The sequence below is a fragment of the Candidatus Endomicrobiellum trichonymphae genome (assembly GCF_002355835.1).
GTDB classification, from domain to species: domain Bacteria; phylum Elusimicrobiota; class Endomicrobiia; order Endomicrobiales; family Endomicrobiaceae; genus Endomicrobiellum; species Endomicrobiellum trichonymphae.
This window is the reverse complement of record NZ_AP017459.1, coordinates 401,481-422,408: the sequence shown is the minus strand read 5'-3', so window position 1 is coordinate 422,408 and position 20,928 is coordinate 401,481. Positions and strand designations below refer to the sequence as shown.

The following is a 20,928-nucleotide window of genomic DNA, read 5'->3' as shown; positions in this document are numbered from 1 at the left end:
AATATAATCGCACTATATTTCTATTATATGCCAATTAATATGAATAGAAGTTAGAAAAAGGAATTGTACAGGGGGATAGATAAGAAACAATGGAAAAATCGTAAACGTAAAAAGTAGAATATCAAATAACAAAGAGGTTTTTATCAAAAGATGATTAGCCGTTTTAAATGAAGTATTCTCCAAGAAAAAAACACGAATATATGAAAGTGGCAGTCACTAAAAAGGTTAATCTGTTTTAGACTCAATAGAAATCATAACGCCACCGTTTAAATGAATTCAACAAAATACTCTTTATAACTGACAATAAACTTTTTGTTATATCTGCACACTTTTACTTTTTCCCATATACCCGGTATGGACTTTCTGTACATCGCTAGAAGAATGAAGCTTTCGTTTTAATCCCTAATCTGTCAATTAACATTTATCTCGCATTTTAATGATATAGATTTATATTGTTTTTACCCGGATCCCTATTCCGCTTTCCCCTTTCTTCCGCGCAAGGAAGAAAAAGAAAAGCGGAAAGTATTTTAGAGAATAACCGTAAACGCCAGATTGAGGTTAAGCCCGCTGTGACGATTTAGTATGATAATACTTGTCGTCACTTTGACAAATACAGCTTTTTTATATCTTCAAGAGATTTTGGAGCATAATCCCTTGCATGTCCCGCAGTTCCAAAATCTTTCATCTTTGTAATAATAAGATTTGTAAGAGCAGTTCTTGCAGGTCCTAAATAATCCCTGGGATCAAATTTTTCCGGCGACTCCGTAAAAACTTTTCTTATTGCGGCAGTAAGCGCAAGTCTTCCGTCAGTATCAACGTTAATTTTTGATACACCAAGTTTAATTGCTTCCTGAAGATTTGACATAGGCACGCCTGTTGCTCCAGGCATTTTTCCGCCGTATTTATTTACTTCGCCAGTTAATTCTTTAGGAACCGATGATGCGCCATGCAACACAATAGGAATATCTATCAAAGCTCTGATCTCTTTCAAAACATCAAAAGCAAGATTTGCGGCGCCCTTAAATTTATACGCACCGTGCGAAGTTCCTATCGCAATAGCCAGAGAATCAACATCAGTTTCATTTACAAACCTCTCAGCCTCTTTAGGGTCTGTCAAATGTATTTTACCTGATCCTACACCGTCTTCTATACCGCCGAGAGTTCCGATTTCGGCTTCCACCGAAACACCCCTAGCATGCGCGTATTCGACAACAGAACGAGTAACTTTTATGTTGTAATCATAAGTTGAAGCCGTTTTTCCATCTTCCAACAGAGAACCATCTATCATAACTGATGAAAATCCGAGATCTATAGCTTTTATAGCCGATTCCAAAGAGTTGCCGTGATCTAAATGCATTACAATCGGAATATCAGGGTTTTCTATAATAGCAGCTTTCATCAAATATCCCAAATATGTAAAATTAGAATACTTTAAAGCACCTCTACTCGCCTGAATTATTACGGGCGACTGTGTCTCTTTTGCGGCAGCCATAATTGCCTGTATCTGCTCCATATTGTTAACATTGTACGCTCCCACTCCGTAGCCCTTTTTCTTTGCTTCCTCTAAAATTTGTTTTCCTGACACCAATGCCATTTCCTTCCCTCCTTAAACTCAAATATTGTTAAGCTAATATTAAAATTGTTCCCCTATCCGCCATAAAAAACTAATTTGAGCGCTATCTGTGGATCTTAACAATAATACATAATAACCAGAAAATAGGCGAACGCTATACTGACCGATATAAAAGCGAAGACAAACACGATAAAATAGTCTCCTAAATTACTACAGAGTTACTTCCAAAACAGGAAGAATATAGAAACAGGCAAGTTAATTTTCTTGAGATATTTTAAAAAGAAAATAGTTGTTTTCAGCGTTTGCAGACAAGGAAAAGCCTAAGCTGTTTAGGAAGCTCAACACCATACAATGTTTTCCTGCTATACTTAGGCGCTCGGCGGCTTGGTTTCCAGTCACAGTCGATACATATTTTGTATTTTCTGCCACATTAATTATTGGTGTTATCCTTAATAAATAGTTTTCGCTTGGGCAGTCTGCAATTGTCCTATATTTGATACTTTCTGTTCTATTTCATCTATTTTATTTTTTAAGTCTGTTACCAAATCACTGGAAAGAGCGGGTTTTCTTGCAATGAAACGATGGTACCCCCCCCCCAACCAGTGTCCAAGAACTATAAACTCTCAATATTGTCTCTACGGAATATTCTTTATATACTCCACCTTGCCTCATACATTTTCGCCATCTCTCATCCTGCAGGTGTTCTCTCCTAAATGATAGGCTTAACGACTTTATTTCCCGGCTTACCACAACCTGATACTAAAAAACTTGCCATAAGTAAAACTACAAATGCTTTTTTCATTGCTCCTTTAAAATTCTAAATTTCTATGCTACTGTTTTTGTTTTCGTGGTAGCAACCTAGTACACACATTGTCCTCTTAAGAAATATTTAAAGAACTCAGCCCTGCCTCACGAAATATCGCGTTTTTGATATCGCTACAGACATTTATCTTATCATCTTTCTCAAGACACTACTTTTATTCTAATTTTTTTGCAGATTTTTTCCTCATTTTTTTACGTTCATTTTCTCTTCCGCAACATCTTCGTAGATACCCATTTTTCTAAACTTTAAATATCTTTCGTCTGCAATTTCTTTACAGTTCATAGTCTCATATTTACAGAGATACTCGTTTAAAACAGCTTTTATATTTGCCGCCGTTGCCACCGGATCATAATGAGCGCCACCAAGAGGTTCTTTTATAATTCCATCTATAACTTTTAAATTTAACAAATCTTTAGCCGTTATTTTCATTGCCTGAGCGGCTTCCGATGCTTTTGAGCCATCTCTGAAAAGTATGGCGGCACAGCCTTCCGGAGAAATAACGGAATAGTAAGCATTTTCAAGACACAAAACCTTATTTGAAACACCTATACCCAAAGCTCCGCCGGAACCGCCCTCACCGATAACAATGCTTATAATGGGAACTTTTAAATTTGACATATCCCTCAAATTTCTTGCGATAGCTTCCGCCTGTCCTCTTTCTTCTGCCGCAATTCCGGGATATGCGCCTGACGTATCTATAAAGGTTATTATAGGTCTGTTAAATTTCCCGGCGAGTTTCATAATCCTCATTGCCTTTCTATATCCTTCAGGATGTGCCATACCAAAATTCCTATCCATATTTTCCTGGAGAGTTCTGCCTTTTTGATGTCCTATAACAACAACGGGATTGTCATTGAACACAGCAATGCCGCATAAAATCGCCTGATCATCTCCAAAAATTCTGTCACCGTGAAGTTCTATAAAATCTTTAAAGATAAGTTTAACGTAATCTGCAGAGTAAGGCCTTTTTGGATGTCTTGCGATTTGTATCCTCTGCCAAGCTGTCAAAGAACCGTAAATCTTTTGCCTCAATTCATCTCTTGTTTTTTCAAGATCTTCAATTTGCGCCAACAAATCTATATTGCCAACCCGAGAAGATTCTTTTAAATCATCAATTCTATTGTTAATTTCAGCAATAGGTTTTTCAAAATCAAAAGACGTTTCCATGTATCCTCGCTTAAAATTTACTGGAACAAATTACTTTAAAAACTCTTTCGCCGGGAAATCTGTTAAGATCTTTTGCGACAAAGCAGTCTCTCGCGATGAAATCCACACTTATATATTTTGTTAAAGAAAATCTCAAACCGAAATTGAGTCTTGCCGCTTCAATACTCAATTTCGGAAAATAACTTATATTATCGTATTCCATCATAACCTGCCGCTACTACGGGCAGAGGCATAATTCCATCATAAACCCTGAATTTAACATGTAGAGCCGGAATTGCAATTTTTATATGACTACATTCTATAATCCGATCCAACTCAAGCGATAAACCCACATTTAAAAGTTTAAAAACAGCAAAATCAATTCTGGAAAGAACGTTCCCGTTTGAAAAAAACCTAAATCCCACATCATAAGAACCGTAACTCAATATATCTGTGGTAGTCGTATCTATTAAATAAGTTTTACTCGCAAATGATAAAGAAATAGAAATAAAAACCAATAGCAACGAACCCAACATTTTTCTAAATATCATTTTCCTTTTGTAGTATATAGAACAAACTAAGGTTATTTACAGCGGTTATACTAAAGCAACAATCTTTTTATGACATCGTTATTTAAAACTTTATCCGCAACTTCGACTGCCGTCAAACCGTCAGTATCAAAAGAAAAATCGCAATCCGCATAAATGCTTTTCCTAAAGTCTAAAAGTTTCTTTATCTCCACCAAAGGCTTTTCACATCTTAAAAGAGGTCTATTATTTTCGTCTTTCAACCTATCATATATAACCTCCGCTAAAGCATAGAGATTTATTATTATTCCTTTTTTTCTTAAATTTGCAATATTTGCAGGATTTAAAACCGCGCCGCCGCCGCATGAAATTACGACAGAGTCTTTTTCAGACACCTCTTTTATGGTTTCGGCTTCCATCTTCCTGAAATTAGCCTCCCCGAATTTCTTAAAAATGTCGTTTATTGAAAAACCGGATTTTTTTTCTACTAAGTCATCAGTATCAAAAAAACTCATCTTAAGTTTTTCCGAGATGATTTTTCCGGTATTCGATTTGCCGGTACCCATAAAACCGGTAAATACCAAATTCATTTATAATACCTTTATTCTCTCTTTATATATATTTACATTCTTCTTCATATCTTTGAGCGAATCGCCGCCGAACTTTTCTTTTAACGCTTTTGCAAGTTCTACAGCAATCGCGGCTTCGGCAACAATACCAACCGCAGGAACTGCACAAACATCACTTCTTATCGCCTCAGCTTCAGCGGTTTCTTTTGTGGCAAGATTGACGGAATGCAGGGGATTAGCAAGAGATGGGATCGCTTTCATCGTACATGTCACAACAATAGGTTCTCCGTTACTCATACCGCCCTCTATACCGCCCGCTCTGTTTGTATCCCTATAAAATCCTCTTGTTACATCATAAAAAATCTCATCATGAGATAACGCACCCAAAAGCGAGGCAAGTTTTGTTCCCGCACCAAACTCAACAGCTTTTACAGCCTGAATTGAAATTAAACTCTGCGCAAGACGCCCGTCAAGCTTTAAATCCCATTGGGTATGACTTCCAAGTCCCGCCGGTACATTTTTTGTCACAACAACGACTTTACCGCCTAAAGTGTCTCCTTTTTCGCCAGCTTTTTTTATCAATTGAATCATTTTTTCACTTGCTTTTGCATCAGGACATCTTACACAAGATATTTCTGCATCATGCCATATTTTACATTCTTCAACAGAAGATATATCCGCAGTAACATCTCCTATCTGCGACGTATAAGACACAATACTTATTTCAAATTCTTTTAAAAGAGCTTTACATACAGCGCCGGCTGCTACTCTTGCCGCAGTTTCTCTTGCAGAAGCTCTTTCAAGAATATCTCTAAAATCGTTTACGCCGTATTTCATAAAACCTGGCAAATCGGCGTGTCCCGGACGCGGTCTTAAAAGGGGCGTTACTTCTGAATCGACAGACGTAGGTGACATTATTTTCGTCCAGTTTTTGAAATCTTTATTTGCAATATACATTGCTATAGGCGAACCGAGCGATACTGTATGTCGCATGCCCGAAAAAACTTTAACAGTATCCGTTTCTATGCACATTCTCTGTCCTCTGCCATAACCTTTCTGCCTTCTTGCAAGCTCTAAGTCTATATCTTCCGAATTTATGGTAAGCCCTGCGGGAATCCCCTCAATAATAACAAAAAGTCCTTCTCCGTGCGATTCGCCTGCCGTAGTAAATCTTATCATATCCACTCCCAATACCATATACTACTAGTAATTATATCTAATTTAAAAGAAGTATGTAAAATGAGAATAAGAGAACAGATAAAAATATCTATTCTCTTATCTCTCGTCCATTGTAAGTGTATGTTTGCACTTAATAAATAAGATAATTGTCTTTTAGAAACCTGCCCACTGATGATTATTGCAAATTTATGCTCGACAGCCGACGGCTGACCTACGTTGTAAAAGATCCCATTTTTCGTCAACGCCTTTCTGAATTGTCTCAAGAATATGAGCGTTATCGGATCTGAAAAGATGTTTAAACCTTCCCTGAAGTTTTAAGAATTCTATTACAGGCTTCTTTTCCTTAGGTATAACATTTATTTTATAAACGCCATTTTCAACCTCAAAAGAAGGCCAAACACAGGTTTCAACCGCAAGTCTTGAAATCAACATCGTATCTTCCGGTTTATATGCCCAGCCCAGTCTGCAAGGCGTTAAAATATTTATAAATGACGGTCCGTCAACTGCCAAAGCTTTCTGAACTTTTGTTATAAAATCATTCCAGTTTCCAACATAAGCCTGCGCAACATAAGGAATATCGTGAGCAATCATTATCTGCGTTAAATCTTTTTTATTTTGTTCTTTACCCTGCCGCACTTTTCCCGCAGGAGCTGTTGTCGTATGAGCTCCTTTAGGAGTTGCCCCAGATCTTTGGATTCCGGTGTTCATATATGCTTCATTGTTATAACATATATAAAGCATTCTGTGCCCTCTCTCCATTGCACCCGACAAAGACTGTAAACCTATGTCATAAGTTCCACCATCACCACCAAAAGTTATAAACCTTATATCGTCTTTAATTTTCCCCTGTGCTTTTAAACTTCTATATGCAGTTTCAATGCCGCTGCATGTTGCCGCCGAATTTTCAAAAGCACTGTGAAAAAAAGAATCTTTCCATGCCGTATAAGGGAAAACCGTCGTCGAAACTTCCAAACACCCTGTAGCGTTTGTAATAACAACCGGCGTGCTACCGGCGGCTATTAAAGTCTGCCTCGCAACTATACCTGCACCGCAGCCAGCGCAAAGACGGTGTCCGCCTGTCAACCGCTCTGGGTTTTTGCTTAATTCTTTCAAATTTGCCATTTTATCTCTCCTAATAACAAAACTTTTTCACTGACTATACCTATACCCTGCGAGAGGTAAGAAAAAAAGAAGGTGTCCATTTAGGAGAGAGTTATTCACCCTCTTGCTCCAGACATCAAATTTGTACGCATCCTTTCTAACTCATACTCTCTCCCCGTCTTAAGATGGAAAGAAATAAAAACAGCCTGGTGATTATTTTATTCTTACATTTATATATTCAACTTTATTTGACGATTTTTCTGTACCTGAAGCAATTTTACAAAGCATCTCGTAAATACCGATAATATGTCCGGTATTGATTTCTCTTCCGCCAAGACCGTAAACATAATTCACAACTTTAGGGTTTGTAACTCCCGAGGCATACAAAGATGCGACAATATCCGAATAAACAGGAGCAAATGCACCGGAACATGAATCCGCTCTGTCCATAACCGCAACTGCTTTAACATGCGCTAAATCTTTTGCAATTTCTTCCGCTGGGAACGGTCTGTAAACTCTTATCTTTAAAAGACCCGCCTTAATACCCTTTTCTCTCAATTCATTTACTACGACTTTTGCAGTTCCGGCTGTTGAACCTATAACCGCTATTGCAATTTCTGCATCGTCAAGCATATATTTCTCACATAAATCGTATTTGCGTCCAAAAGTTTTTTCAAAATCTTTCGCAACATCTAAAACTATATTTTTCGCATTTCTCATAGCCTGCGCAAGCTGGTATCTGTGTTCAAAATAGTAATCTTGTAAATCAATTGAACCTAGCGTATAAGGCTTCTTAATATCTAAAAGATATCTTTCAGGTTCGTATTTACCTATAAAAGCTTTTACATCTGCATCAGGATAAGTCTCGACAACTTCCATACAATGAGAAATAATAAACCCATCTGTCGTCACAAGCGTAGGAAGTTTTGCTTTTTCGGCTATTCTTGTAGCCTGAATCATATTATCGTAAGCTTCCTGCGAGTTTTCCGAATATATCTGAATCCATCCCGCATCTCTTGCGCCCATTGTATCCGACTGATCTCCGTGAATGTTAATCGGAGCAGAAATTGCCCTGTTGACTTCCGCCATAACTATAGGAAGCCTAAGTCCTGAAGCTATATAAAGCATTTCCCACATAAGAGATAATCCCTGTGAAGAAGTGCCTGTCATTGCTCTTGCGCCGGCTGCCGATGCCCCTATCGTAGCCGACATCGCCGAATGCTCGCTTTCTACCGCGACATACTCGCTTTTTACAATACCGTCTGCAACAAACTGTGAGAAAATCTGTACGATTTCAGTTGCCGGAGTTATAGGATATGCCGCTACTACATCCGGCTCTATCTGGCGCATTGCTTCAGCTACAACTTCGTTGCCGGTCTTTGCAACAAGTTTACCTTTTGAGTATACTGTCTTTATCATTTCATTAACCCTTTGAGGCAAGAACCTCTCTATATTATTTCTTTTCATGTTCCATTGTAATTGCTTTAATTTTAGGCGGACATTCTCTTGCACAAATTCCGCAACCTTTGCAATGGTCATAATCTATACCTGTAACAATCGTTATTCTCTTTTCATCTGAAGCAATCTTTACAGAAGAATCAGGGCATGAAATCCAACATGTTAAACAATGAATGCATTTTTCTTTATTCCATACGGGTCTTTCAGAACGCCAGCTTCCCGTATTAAATTCGACTGCCGTTTCAGCTTCAACTATATCGCCTATAGGTATTTCAACAGCAGTTAATTTTCTTTCTTCTTTTTTCACTTTATTTCCTCCAAAGGACAAAGCCCTTTTATTAAATATCAGAGCGAAACTGAACGAAACGAAATGTCACATCTCTTAAAATGTCTTGCGAGAGAAACAGCTTTTTAATTTTTTACTTCACCAAAAGCACATTTTATTGATGCAAGATTCCCTTCAATAACTTCCGGTTTATGTCTGAATTTTGCTGTAAGTTTGACTTTTGTATCCTCTAAAACGCCGTTGATATCCAAAGTTCCTATAACTTTTACCAAAGCACCAAGCATAGGAGTGTTTGGTATATTTCTTCCTATCGTTTCCAAAGCGATCCGACTTGCGTTAACAACGAATACTTGACTTGCGTCAATACCGAGTTTCTGCGCAATTTCTGAGGAACTGAAAGAAGTATTTACTATAACTTTTCCTTTTTCCCCTATACCATCTGTCACTGGAACAGATTCTATCAGAGACGGATCTAAAATAACAGCATAATCAGGATTTGTTATACCCGAATGGATTGTAATGGGAGCTTCGCTGATTCTGTTAAAAGACTGAACGGGAGCGCCCATTCTTTCAGGTCCGTATTCAGGGAATGCCTGTATATATTTACCTGTTGCCAAAACAGCTTCGGCAAATAAAAGCGCAGCTGTCTTTGCGCCCTGCCCGCCGCGACCGTGCCAACGAACTTCAATCATTTTTGCTGACATCATTCTGCTCCTTTTTGCATATGTAGAATTAAAGAGTAAAAAGTAAAATTACAAAAAAATTTTTGTCTTTTTCGTCAATCTATCTTTACTCTGCTTTTTTACATTTCTTTCCGTCCTGCAATAGCACGCGAGATAGTTATCTCATCGGCATACTCAATATCACCGCCGACAGGTAAACCATAACCTAATCTTGTGACCTTAATGCCTAATATTTTAATAATATCTGCAAGGTAAACAGCAGTTATTTCGCCCTTAGAGTCTGCATCAGTAGCAATTATTACTTCGTTAATGCTATCTCTTTTCAATCTCTTTATCAACTTATCAATTCTTATGTCATCAGGACCTACCGCATCAAGAGGCGATAAAGCACCTCCAAGCACAAAATAAAGCCCTTTATAATCTTCAACTTTGCTGACGGCTATTAAATCCTGAGGAGTTTCCACAACGCATACAATATTCTTTTCTCTTGTAACATCAGAACATATAGGACATGGATCGTGTTCGCTTAAATTGCAGCAGATGCTGCAACACTTCATCGTTCGTCTCGCATTTTGTATAGAATCTATAAGTCTGTCAACTTCCACTTGAGGCATTTTCAATATATGATAGCTCAGACGTTCTGCCATTTTATGTCCTACACCTGGTAGTTTTTTTATTATTCCAACCATTTTCTCTACGGGCCGCGGTCTGTTCATGCTATTTTAAATCCCCAATATTCTTTTAATAGTTTAAAAAATACCATCTTTTTTTCTTTAACAGCATTGCTAAAATCTCCAAATACATCCTTTCTCCTCTTTTCAAAATAATTAATATAGATAATATTGAAAAGACTTGTTGTTTTTTGATAATACGGCAGGCAACTTGCCTTCGCCTTCCTTTACATTCGCTGGTATAAACTCAGATTCACATTCTTAACTCGCCACATTTAACAACATATTATAACCATTAATATGAAAATTATTTTTATCAATAAAATATTCTATATTAAATATTGTTGCAATATTAAGAGACTAATCTTTTTCAGCCAGACTTTTCTGATTTTTTCTTTCTCATAATAACTTTTTATAACTTATTCTTCGCTTTTCACTTTCATGCTGACAGCATATTCTCTTGAATTCACTTCATTTGAAACATTATTGAATTTAAATTCACAATTGTTATAGTTTTCCTCAATCTTAATATCGTTAAAAAATCGTTTGGATATTTAAAATATTAGCAGTATTGTTAAATATCTGACAGTTCGCAAAAATGATTTTTCCATTTCTACAAAGCTGCCCTTTTGAACTTACATGCGATGCTTTATCAGTCCTAATTAACGAAACATTATATACATCTGCCCGTCACAAGCAGTGCGCCAGTTAAAGAACCCGCTATTTTTGTAGCAGTAGGATTTTCATCTCCGATTTTTTATTTGTTGTGATATTTTTTTCAATTTTTGCAACAGAATCAGCCACAGGAACGGTGCAACAGTTAAAAAACCCGCTATTTTTGCAAGAGTGAAAAGTCCTTTATTTTCTTTTCTGATTTCCTCGTCTTCAGATTTTTCCTCTTTAGTCTTTAAAATGTTTCTTAATCCTCTGGCAACGTTTCCAACAATAGGAACCGCGCCTGCTGTATCTTCCATCAGCAAATCCATTGTTTCGTCGCCTAAAGAACTGCCCACAGTAGGTTTAAATATTTGTCAGCAAACTTCTCAAACTTGCCTCCAAATTTGCTGGTATCATATTGGTAATCTTTAGCTTTGCCTTCGTCAATTAGTTTGTCAACAAGTTCTCTAGTTGGTTTTACGCCGTCAGGAAGATTTACTTCTTTAAAAGTTCCGTTGACTAACTCTATTTTATATTTTTTCATCTCAATGTCTTCATCCTTTGCTATTATCGCCAAAAGATTTGACGCTACAAAACAAAATATTATAGACAAAACGAGTTTTTTCATTTTAAAAACTTCCTACTAGAAACTCTTTATAGAGTATTAAATTTTTTTGGCGACAGAACCAAACCTTTTTGCTATTTCTTCTATGCGCGCAGGTATTGTAGTTTTTGCGTTTTCTTTATTCGGATGGGGACACTCTTCTTTAACAACCGCATCCTCATATACCGCTTTATTTTTAGATATATTCTTTTCAATAACGATTTTTATTGCTACATTTAAACCGGTCATTCTTTGGAAAAGTTTTGCAATCTGTTCTTGAAATTCCAAACCAGAATCGTAATCAAATTGTTTTGAAAATACTAACTGTATCGATGAGTCGCTTTCTATCTTAATTAACGCATTTTTTAACGGCTGCCCCGTAAGCGAATGTTTTTTTATTATTTCAGAAACAATATCATTCCACACGACTGTCAAATCTGCAGGATCGAAAACTTTACCGGCAGCACAAGATTCGCTTCGCACTGCAGGCTGCTTTTCAAAAGGCAGCTGCGAATTACCGCAAGTCCTGAAATTTCTCTCTAAGTCAGTTATCTTATTTATAAGTTCGCCGACATCATAATACGGCTCCGACATCTTAAGAAGATACATCTCAAGAAGAATTCTGGGCTGGTCATGCCAGCGCATTTCTTCAAGAGCTTTTGATAAAAGATTATTCATACGCACATAGCGGGAGACGGTAAACAAAGATTTTTGAACATCAAAAATCTTTTTGTCTTCAGAAGAAATTTCTGCGATGGCGGGGTTTATAGAATAAATCATAACATTTCTGAGATGCTCCCTTAAATCTCTTGCAAACTGCAAAATATTATACCCCTGCTCGTAAATTTCTTTGACGATTTTTAGAATTGCATGTATATCGCCTTTCGCAATATTGTCTGTAACCGAAACTATAATATCTTTTGGAAGAAGTCCAAGCAGTCCTCTCATATAGTCACCGGTTATTCTGCCTGTATTTGAAGACACCGCTTGATCTAAAAGACTTAAGGCATCTCTCATAGAGCCGCCGGAGGCTGAAGTTACTATATTTAAAGCTTCGTCATCTATTTCAAAACCTTCTTCCTGTCCTATACTCTTTATTGCGCAAACCATTTCAGCACCAGATATAAGCTTAAACCTGTATCTCTGACATCTTGAAAGAATGGTAATGGGAATTTTATGCTGTTCGGTTGTAGCCATAATAAAAATAACGTGAGCGGGTGGTTCTTCAAGCGTTTTAAGCAATGCATTAAACGCCTGAGCTGTTATCTGATGAGCTTCGTCTATAATATAAATTTTATATTTTGAACTGGCAGTTGAGAATTTCACATTCTCCCTTAAAACCCTTATATCATCTATGCCGTTATTCGATGCTCCGTCAATTTCTAAAACGTCGACGCTTGAGCTTTTTGAAATTTCTACACAGTTTTCACATACTCCGCATGGTTTAATTGTCGGACCATTTTTACAGTTTAAAGCTTTAGCAAGAATTCTAGCCATAGTGGTTTTGCCGCAGCCTCTAGGTCCGCTAAATAAATAGGCATGGGCAATGCGTTTTTCAGAAATTGAGTTTTTAAGAGTTTGCGAAATATGTTCCTGTCCGACAACTTCATCAAAATTCTGCGGTCTGAATTTTCTTGCTAAAACAAGATATGCCATAAGACGAACATCCTTAAATTATTATTCATTTGTATCCGTAATTTTAGCAAATACTTAATTGCTTGTCTAAGTAACACAACAAAAAAAGTTCATATCAACTCAATCAATCCTGAAATATTGCATATGCAATAATCTTCTATTGAGGATCCGACTTTAAGCTACTGTAATTCTAAAAAGGTAAAGCTTTTAATATGCTTAAAAAAGGGCTGGATATTCAGAGACAAAGTAGTCTCCTTAAATGGATGCGGGATTATTCCAGACTTCCTAGATATGTTTCCCTCAATATAACAAACAATGTCCGGATCCCTACTAAGAACTATAGAAAAAACAGACATATTGTGTTTCTATTGGCATTACTACATCGCTTTTTGCCTGAAAAGAGAGGAATGGATTAAGGTGAGAATATATTGCGAGGAAATATAACATCATCTGTACAGCATCAAAATATAATATTAATACTATGAAAAACAAATCCCGCGGGCTAAATTTCTATATCCTATTGATATTAATTCTCTGACTTTTACTTTCTCAGTCGCCAGTATAAATATATAAAAATGTCTTTTTATACATACCTATAAATCTACACAACATCATTAAACTTCACAGACTCAAAACTTATATATATTTTTAAAAAGTTTGTCCGTAAAAGTTAAAAGTATAGCGGACTTAATATTTGTCAATATTTTTACAACGTTTTTATCTTTATATTCAAGAAAAGTATTCATATTCAATACTCTTTTATATCTATATCTTTCTATGCGCAGACTTATCTTCGGATATCTTGCTAACTGAATATCCTGCTTTATTTTCTGCAAGGTATACATCAAAGAAAAATTAAATAAAAATAACAAAGATAAATCTGCAAAATTAAAATTTTAAAGATCATAATTTATATGCAATTTCTTTTTATGATCATCACTTATAACCTTATCAAAAAGTTTATATTTCATATTGCAAATTTTTTTTATTATATCTATATCAATCTTTTGGCATAACAACACTTCAAAGTTATAAAAATTTTCCAATATGAATCTTATAAATCCATTAGGAGTAATTGGAGAGCAAACTGGAATCCTACAACTATTAGAAATAAACGTTAAATGTGAAGCAGGATGATCTTCGGAACTGTTATTTCTATCAAAATCAAACCTTATAGTTGCTCTATCATTCAACCTTTTATTTAACTCTATCTTATCGTCTTTAATCATATCTATCATTCCAATAATTGACTCATTATAGCATTCTTCAGATGTAAGAGTTATAGGACTTGGAACATATGCTAATCTGTGTTCAACAATTTCATCCTCTTTAAATCTATAAAATATCTGAATTAATGCTCCATCGAATAAAATAAAATTATAAAATTTATTTTCAATAAACTTTTTATACCTATCGATAATATTAACAAGATTTGTCATATCTGAAATTGAATCTCTAGTTTTTACAGATACAGATATTGTATTTTTTTCTTTAAAAAATATAGATTCGTTATAAACTTGAGAAATTTTAGATTTTATCATATCACAAACTAAATTATTAATTATTACATTCAATGCTCCTCTATTCATTATAATTCCTGCCATATCCAACTAAGTCTTTTTCATCTTCATCTAATCCATCTAAAAACTTTTTATAGTCTATTCCCTTTCTGATACGCTCTTTTGAATCATGTGGTCTATCTTTATGTATAATACGTAGTTTTGCAGCTTCTTCCTTTGTTGGAACTATAAATTCAAATATGAATTTTTTATCAATAACTTTTTGTACTTCTTTATAAAGTTCATCCATATCATTATCAAATTCGTTATATCCTAATATATTTACCCAAGCTCTTGAGCGTGTTATAGCTGTAAATAAAATATTCCTTTTTTTAATGAGTTCTACTCCATCAAAACAACTTTGAGAATTTAAAACATACACAAGCGGAGCTTCATTCCCTTTAGCCCTATATATACTAGAAATCGCTATTGATTTTTCAATAAAAATTATATCCCTATCATTTGTTATTCCAACTATATGTGACTTCAAATTATGCTCTAGTAATTTCTTCACAACAGTTCTAGATTCATCATATACTGTTAAAGGATCGGTTAATATTATTAAAATATCATCTTCTTCAATTTCTTCATTTTCCAAATTATATTTTATATCTTTCAGCAACCAATCATATTGCTCTTCTTTATCTTTAAAAGTTATGCATCGCATAGCACTTTCAGATACTTTACATTTATCAAAAAAATTCGGACTGCAGTCATCCTTTCTTTTCAATCTTATTTCTTTTCCAGCGCTATCAAAATTGCCAGATATCGTTGCATAGCCTATATCTTCCCACAAACCTTTATCATCAAATAATTGTACTAACCCCTTATTTCTATAAATACCAAATCCAAGTGCATGAGCAACTGTTAAGGCATATTTTGTCCCGCGATAACAAATTGGCAAGATTACATCCTGTCTTGGAGTATCAGGTAAATCAGATAGTACAACTTTTGGAAGTCCAGATTCATTTACTCCAAATAATTGATCAGGAGGAGCCATTTGATATTCTCCTAAATTTTGCAGCTCATCATAAGCCCATATAATTCTTTTCGGGTCATTAACAATTTCATAAACAATTTTAAAAAAAGATACTGGTAAATCTTGTGCTTCATCAATCAATAATACATCATAAATAGGTTCTTTTTCCCCTATTGACGTAATCTTTTTTAATAATTCATCACAAATGCCCTTCAAAGCATTATTATGTCCATATAAAGATTTCGCTTCTGAAAATGTTACAGGCTGAATATTATAATAATTCGCAACTTGTGAATATATCCCCTCAGAACGTCCTCCCCACGCAGGAATAATTTTTATCTTTTCCCAATTAGGTTCATCCTCACACTGATCGTAATAAAACCTTCTTACAAGTTCTTTTATTTGCTGACACAATGAACGAGTATTATATGTAACTGCTATGTTCCAATCCGGGTGTTGCCCATGCAAATGCGCCGCTTTTCTAGCAAGAACTACAGTCTTTCCAGAACCAGCTAATCCCCTAATGCGTTGCGGAGCATCTGGCGTCTCAAGCGCAGCTTTTTGTTGCCATCTATCCAAATTTGCAATCTCTTTTTCAATAATTTTCAGTATTCCTCCTTTTGAACATTCCTTTGTAACACTACTTCTTTTTTTTCTCGGTTTAAAAGTTTTTACGCTATCTATTGCAGCCTTTAAAGGTATAAGATATTTTTTATCTAAATTTTTTTCTAACGAGAGTATCTTTTCTTCTAAATTTTCTTTAGTTGCAAAGTCAACAGGAAAATCATCTAAATCCTTCGGTTTTGAAGGACTAAAAAGAATAATAATTATTGGTACATCTAACAATCTCTCTCTTCCTTCTTTCTTAGTTAGTTCTACATGTTTGGTTAACTTACTCTTCAACGCAAGGTATAATTTATCATGAGCATTTTCAATATCAATACCTTTAGAAAAATTTCTATTATTATAATCAAAAATAATAATTCCATATTTTTCAGATAATAACATCGCATCACAACTATTGGCTTCATCATCAATAGAAATTATTGGATACCCTAAATATAAAATACCTTCAAGTGACATTCTTGTCAGAGCATCTATCAATTCCTTTGATAACATTTCATTAATATTAGTGCCTCTAACTATGTTCATATTATATATACTCCTTTTCACAACAAAAAAAATAGATTAATTTTTATACTATTAGAATCAAACCGAGTATAGTATAGGCAATTTCATTTTTTGCAGTTTTTATTATCTTTTTGATAGAAAAAACTCATCTCAAATTAGAAATTACATTCTTTATATTTTCACTATACCAAATCTTTGGTTCTCCGTCTGAATTATGTGCTTTATCAAAAACAGAATATAATTGTTTATACAGAATGCCTTTAGATATGATCGTTTTTAACTCTAATGTCTGTAATGGAATGATTTTCATGCTGTTTACAGAATCTTTCCCATTCGAAGAGTAATATATGTGAGTCTTTCTGCTACGGAAATCAGATATTACATTGAGATTTAAATAATTAGTTAAGAATACACAGTAAGAATTTTCATTTTTATGTTTTAGTAAATATTTGCCAAGATGTCTTGACACAGGCTCCATTTCAGCGCGCCTTTGATTAGAGTCGCTTGTCAATGTAGTTTCAAGTAAAACAACATGCTTAGGATACATAGCAGTCTCATTATAATGATATTCAATATCAGCCATTCCTCCGCTCGCGTGGCTCTTTGGCAATAAATCTGCATCAAGAGATAAATTCATATATTCTAATATATTGCCTTTTTGCTCACTAATCTTATACCAAATTATACCTACAACATATTCAAATATCGTCGGTATATCAGCATTGTCTGTAACATAATTATTTATTTCTACATCTTGTTTTCTACTTTCAAACATTTCTAACAATTTAATTAACATATCATTTGTAAACTTCTTTTCTATAAGTGATTTAAAACGATTCAATCTTTCATCATCAACCCTCTCCATAAAGTCATTAATGTTTGAATACCTTGTTTTTAATGATTTATTAATATTTCTTAATATTTTTTTATCGTCAAATATAAGATATGGAGATATTTCTGAAAGAGAACAATCTTCTTGGATATTTTTATCTTTTGTAAAAGCCAACTTATATATGTTATCTATATTTTCTTTGAAAAAATACTCAGGTATAATATCCATCCTTACCGTATTATCTTGAAACAGTATTGTATCAGTTAATCTAAAATATCTTCTATTCAGATCAAGATAATCGGATAATGTTGCTTTTGCTTTAAATAAATGTAATAGATTAAAAAATTCTTTTTTAAAATCTTTTTCAGTTTTCAAAGTTAATAACCTTGTTCTTTTAAGAGCCTTTTCAGGATTGTTTTTTAGTGTTTTTATTGAAATTGAATTTGAATAAAACATATAATCATTCCAAAATGATTTCGTTTTTCCTCGCAATCCATCAATACTCTTATATACATTCAGAAGTTGATTCTTTCCATTGTCAAAACATAAAGTAAATAGTGATTTATATAACATGTAATATGGCTTGTCATAATTATGACTTTTCCTGTTCATGCCGATTACTTTAACTAGTTTTTCAGTTACTCTATTCGATATTAAAAGTTTTAAAGCTTCTTTATAATTATCCATCGATAAAAGAGTATCTAAAATAAAATCATCAACACTACATTTATTATCTCTAATATCTTTGATTTTAACTAATGCCCTGTCAGTTATTTCTTTATTTATACATAAAGGCAAAATATAAGTGTATTCATTTTTTGAAAGACAACCTAATTTAGCGATAAAATATATAAGAAGTACAAACGGTCTGACTATGTAAATATCAGTCTTAACAGACATTTTCAATAATTGCTTTAAATAAATATAACTGTCATTTGCTATTTTTAATTCATTATCTTTGGCAAAATTTTTATCCCTGCTGATTTGTAATAATTTAAGTCCTGCCGGAGTTAATCTTCTATCTGAAGTCAATAATCCTATATCTACTAAGCCGGACGTTTTTTCTCTCGCATCTTTAGCGGGTCTGTTAGCACTTCCTCTAACAAATTTATTATTCTGCATATATTTATAATATGCAGTTTGTATCTTTTCATTCCACAATTCATTTTTATTTTTCTGCAAATTCCAAAATTTTTCAACAATATCAAGTTGTTTCTCAATATTAGTATTGAATTCTTTAGTTCTATAACTTGTTGTTCCAATATTCCAACAATAGCTTTTAAAGCTTATATTTTTAACAGACATAAATTCTGATCCTAATAATTTACAATTAATACTTCCTCAGCATTACCGGTTTTATCTTTTGTATGATAATTTGAGTTTGCATAAGATTTATTAAGTTGGATTACCTTATATGATTTATCTTTAAGCCAGTCTAACAGTATAGAATTCTCTTTGCCCTTATTTCTAAAAACATTCGAAAGTGCAAATTTTATTTCTTTTGCGTTAAGAAAACTTAAAAACTTAAGCAAGTCTTTTTCATCTTTATCTGTCCAGCCGTTTTGTTCATTATATGAAGCACAGGTAATAAGATAAGGAGGATCACAATAAACAAAATCATTTTTTGTCAAAGCTGTAGTGTCAAATTTTCTAAAATCTGTATTTGTAAATATAAAATTATTACTTTTTAATCTGTCAATAAAAAAATTCAGCTTTTTAATCAATTGAGTATTAAAATCTCTTTTCCCGACGGGTAAATTAAATTCCCCTCTAGAATTAAATCTTACTTGATTATTAAAAGAGTATACTATCAAAACATATAACAGTACATAATAGTAGTAATCTCTGCTTTTATAAGTATTAAAATCTTTCCTCATCTTAAGGAATTTTTCCTTATTATATGCTCCCAGTCCTTCAACACTATTACAATCATATTTTTTATATCCGTATTTATTTGATAAAGATAATTCATATTTATCAATAACTTCATAAATCATATTAAATAAAACTTCTTTATCTAAATTCTTAAATGTATTAAAAAGATACGGTATATACTGCCCTCTGTCATTTAATATTATCTTGTCATAGTTTACGTTTATGCCTACATTTGCACCGCCACAGAATAAATCAACGAAAGTATTAACATTCCTAGGAAAATTTGGAAGAATTTGAGGAAGTAGTTTGAATTTTCCTCCCGTATAATTCATTGGAGATGATATTAAAGGCTTTACGTATTTAAAAGTTTTACAAACACACAAAAATAAACGCTCCTTATTTCCTGTAATATACGATTTTCCTGCAGAAAAAGATTTATACTTTTGCGAAAATATTTTTATTTTTCCTTTTTTAGACAGTATTCTCATTATGTCAGCATCACTTATTTTAGCGTTTGAACGGGCATTGCCTTTATATGCCATATTATTATAAGACAACAATATATATTTCGCATTTATATTTGATATTAAATCCCCAAAAACTTTCGACGCTTTTTGCGTGCAATAGTCGCTTTTTAAATCACTCCTTTCCATTTTTTTAGCAACGCCTTTAACTTTTGGCTTTTCCCATCTGGCTATATTTTCAATAAAATGATATAGATCACAATACTGCCTCGAATTATAAGGAGGATCTATATAAACTAAATCTGCTTTTATATCTTTTACTAAAATATTGGCATCCTTATTAAAACACTTATTATTATCACATAAATTATTTAATACTGCCGGAACAGATAACTCTAATCCTTTGTTTAAATCGCCATTTTTCCTATATGCATCATAATGCCCGCAAGTATTTGCTATCTTATCCATAGCATATAACAGTGATGTAATCAAAACTGCTCTTTCACGGTTATTAATTTTTCTTTTTTTATACAACTTTTCAATATCTTCGCGTATATAACCTATCTTTCTGCAAGATTCAAAATTAAAATATGTATTTTTAAAGTTTTTAGACACATAATTATCTGCATTTATTTTATCGTTATTATACCTCACTATAATCTCAATAATCTTTTTTAGGGAAATATTCTCTGAACCGAACCATGCTAAGTTACAAACATAATTGCTGTACATAATATCATTTGTAATTATTTTTTTGTCTTTAAACAAATACGTTACGGCTCCGGTTCCAGCAAATATGTCTGCAACCGTATTAATATTGCTGCAGTTATTATTGACGATTTTTTTTATAAAAGGTAAAAGTTTATATTTATTTCCTAAATATCTGCGATTATTAATACCGGTAGTTTTATAAGACAAGATAAATTCTCGATTCTTTGGTATATGCCTTTGGTTTACAATATTTCTTAATTGATCAATCAATCGTGAAGTCCAAACAGCACGATTAGATCTTTTATCATGAGAAGATATTTTGCTCGTATTAATCAATTTTTTAGTAACTTCAACAGTAGTTAACGTTTCCATAGTATAATTTTTATGCAATAAATTTTTGTTATTTTCATATATTCTATCAGTATGTTATAAGGGTTTCAAGCACAATAAAAGGCGAATAGATTA

Annotated in this window: 18 protein-coding genes; all 18 read right to left on the bottom strand. The window is 33.6% G+C overall.

Annotated elements, in window-relative coordinates; translation table 11 throughout:
• Positions 1-598 precede the first annotated feature (598 nt).
• The 18 genes from fba to RSTT_RS01975 all read right to left on the bottom strand — a co-directional run bounded on the left by fba (position 599) and on the right by RSTT_RS01975 (position 20,835).
• Positions 599-1,594, bottom strand: a complete 996-nt coding sequence (gene fba / locus RSTT_RS02065) for a class II fructose-1,6-bisphosphate aldolase (protein ID WP_015423296.1) — start codon at positions 1,592-1,594, stop codon at positions 599-601.
• A gap of 985 nt (positions 1,595-2,579) precedes the next feature.
• The gene (locus RSTT_RS02060; RefSeq protein ID WP_096525489.1) at positions 2,580-3,563 is read right to left on the bottom strand and encodes an acetyl-CoA carboxylase carboxyltransferase subunit alpha; all 984 of its coding nucleotides are present in this window, start codon (positions 3,561-3,563) and stop codon (positions 2,580-2,582) included.
• 10 nt (positions 3,564-3,573) lie between these two features.
• The gene (locus tag RSTT_RS02055) at positions 3,574-3,765 is read right to left on the bottom strand and encodes a hypothetical protein (RefSeq protein WP_095558721.1); all 192 of its coding nucleotides are present in this window, start codon (positions 3,763-3,765) and stop codon (positions 3,574-3,576) included.
• Complete coding sequence (locus tag RSTT_RS02050) at positions 3,752-4,078, bottom strand: hypothetical protein (RefSeq protein WP_096525488.1); 327 nt, start codon at positions 4,076-4,078, stop codon at positions 3,752-3,754. Before RSTT_RS02050 ends, RSTT_RS02055 begins: the two co-directional genes overlap by 14 nt.
• 65 nt (positions 4,079-4,143) lie before the next feature.
• Positions 4,144-4,659: a shikimate kinase gene (locus tag RSTT_RS02045; RefSeq protein WP_096525487.1), complete on the bottom strand. Its 516-nt coding sequence runs from the start codon at positions 4,657-4,659 to the stop codon at positions 4,144-4,146.
• A complete protein-coding gene (gene aroC / locus RSTT_RS02040; RefSeq protein WP_096525486.1) occupies positions 4,660-5,817 on the bottom strand; it encodes a chorismate synthase in 1,158 nt (385 codons plus the stop codon).
• A 186-nt stretch (positions 5,818-6,003) separates the two neighbouring features.
• Positions 6,004-6,939 carry a thiamine pyrophosphate-dependent enzyme gene (locus tag RSTT_RS02035; protein WP_015423291.1) on the bottom strand — a complete coding sequence of 312 codons (936 nt, stop codon included), beginning with the start codon at positions 6,937-6,939 and terminating at the stop codon, positions 6,004-6,006.
• Positions 6,940-7,131: 192 nt separating this feature from the next.
• A complete protein-coding gene (gene porA / locus RSTT_RS02030) occupies positions 7,132-8,337 on the bottom strand; it encodes a 2-ketoisovalerate ferredoxin oxidoreductase subunit alpha (protein ID WP_015423290.1) in 1,206 nt (401 codons plus the stop codon).
• Between the two features lie 34 nt (positions 8,338-8,371).
• Positions 8,372-8,683, bottom strand: a complete 312-nt coding sequence (locus tag RSTT_RS02025; protein ID WP_015423289.1) for a 4Fe-4S binding protein — start codon at positions 8,681-8,683, stop codon at positions 8,372-8,374.
• 104 nt (positions 8,684-8,787) lie between these two features.
• Complete coding sequence (locus RSTT_RS02020) at positions 8,788-9,366, bottom strand: 2-oxoacid:acceptor oxidoreductase family protein (RefSeq protein ID WP_095558720.1); 579 nt, start codon at positions 9,364-9,366, stop codon at positions 8,788-8,790.
• A gap of 98 nt (positions 9,367-9,464) precedes the next feature.
• Positions 9,465-10,061, bottom strand: coding sequence for a recombination mediator RecR (gene recR / locus RSTT_RS02015; RefSeq protein ID WP_015423287.1), 597 nt, complete (start codon positions 10,059-10,061; stop codon positions 9,465-9,467).
• A gap of 698 nt (positions 10,062-10,759) precedes the next feature.
• Positions 10,760-11,029, bottom strand: coding sequence for a hypothetical protein (locus RSTT_RS02010; RefSeq protein WP_149030011.1), 270 nt, complete (start codon positions 11,027-11,029; stop codon positions 10,760-10,762).
• Positions 11,014-11,301, bottom strand: coding sequence for a hypothetical protein (locus tag RSTT_RS02005; RefSeq protein WP_096525484.1), 288 nt, complete (start codon positions 11,299-11,301; stop codon positions 11,014-11,016). Before RSTT_RS02005 ends, RSTT_RS02010 begins: the two co-directional genes overlap by 16 nt.
• A gap of 36 nt (positions 11,302-11,337) precedes the next feature.
• On the bottom strand, positions 11,338-12,933 hold the full coding sequence (dnaX, locus tag RSTT_RS02000) for a DNA polymerase III subunit gamma/tau (protein WP_015423285.1): 1,596 nt from the start codon (positions 12,931-12,933) through the stop codon (positions 11,338-11,340).
• 875 nt (positions 12,934-13,808) lie between these two features.
• Positions 13,809-14,516, bottom strand: coding sequence for a DUF2290 domain-containing protein (locus RSTT_RS01990; RefSeq protein WP_096525482.1), 708 nt, complete (start codon positions 14,514-14,516; stop codon positions 13,809-13,811).
• Positions 14,494-16,602, bottom strand: a complete 2,109-nt coding sequence (locus tag RSTT_RS01985; protein ID WP_096525481.1) for a DEAD/DEAH box helicase — start codon at positions 16,600-16,602, stop codon at positions 14,494-14,496. Before RSTT_RS01985 ends, RSTT_RS01990 begins: the two co-directional genes overlap by 23 nt.
• A 124-nt stretch (positions 16,603-16,726) precedes the next feature.
• Positions 16,727-18,718 carry an AlwI family type II restriction endonuclease gene (locus RSTT_RS01980; protein ID WP_096525480.1) on the bottom strand — a complete coding sequence of 664 codons (1,992 nt, stop codon included), beginning with the start codon at positions 18,716-18,718 and terminating at the stop codon, positions 16,727-16,729.
• Between the two features lie 11 nt (positions 18,719-18,729).
• A complete protein-coding gene (locus RSTT_RS01975; protein WP_096525479.1) occupies positions 18,730-20,835 on the bottom strand; it encodes a Dam family site-specific DNA-(adenine-N6)-methyltransferase in 2,106 nt (701 codons plus the stop codon).
• Positions 20,836-20,928 lie beyond the last annotated feature (93 nt).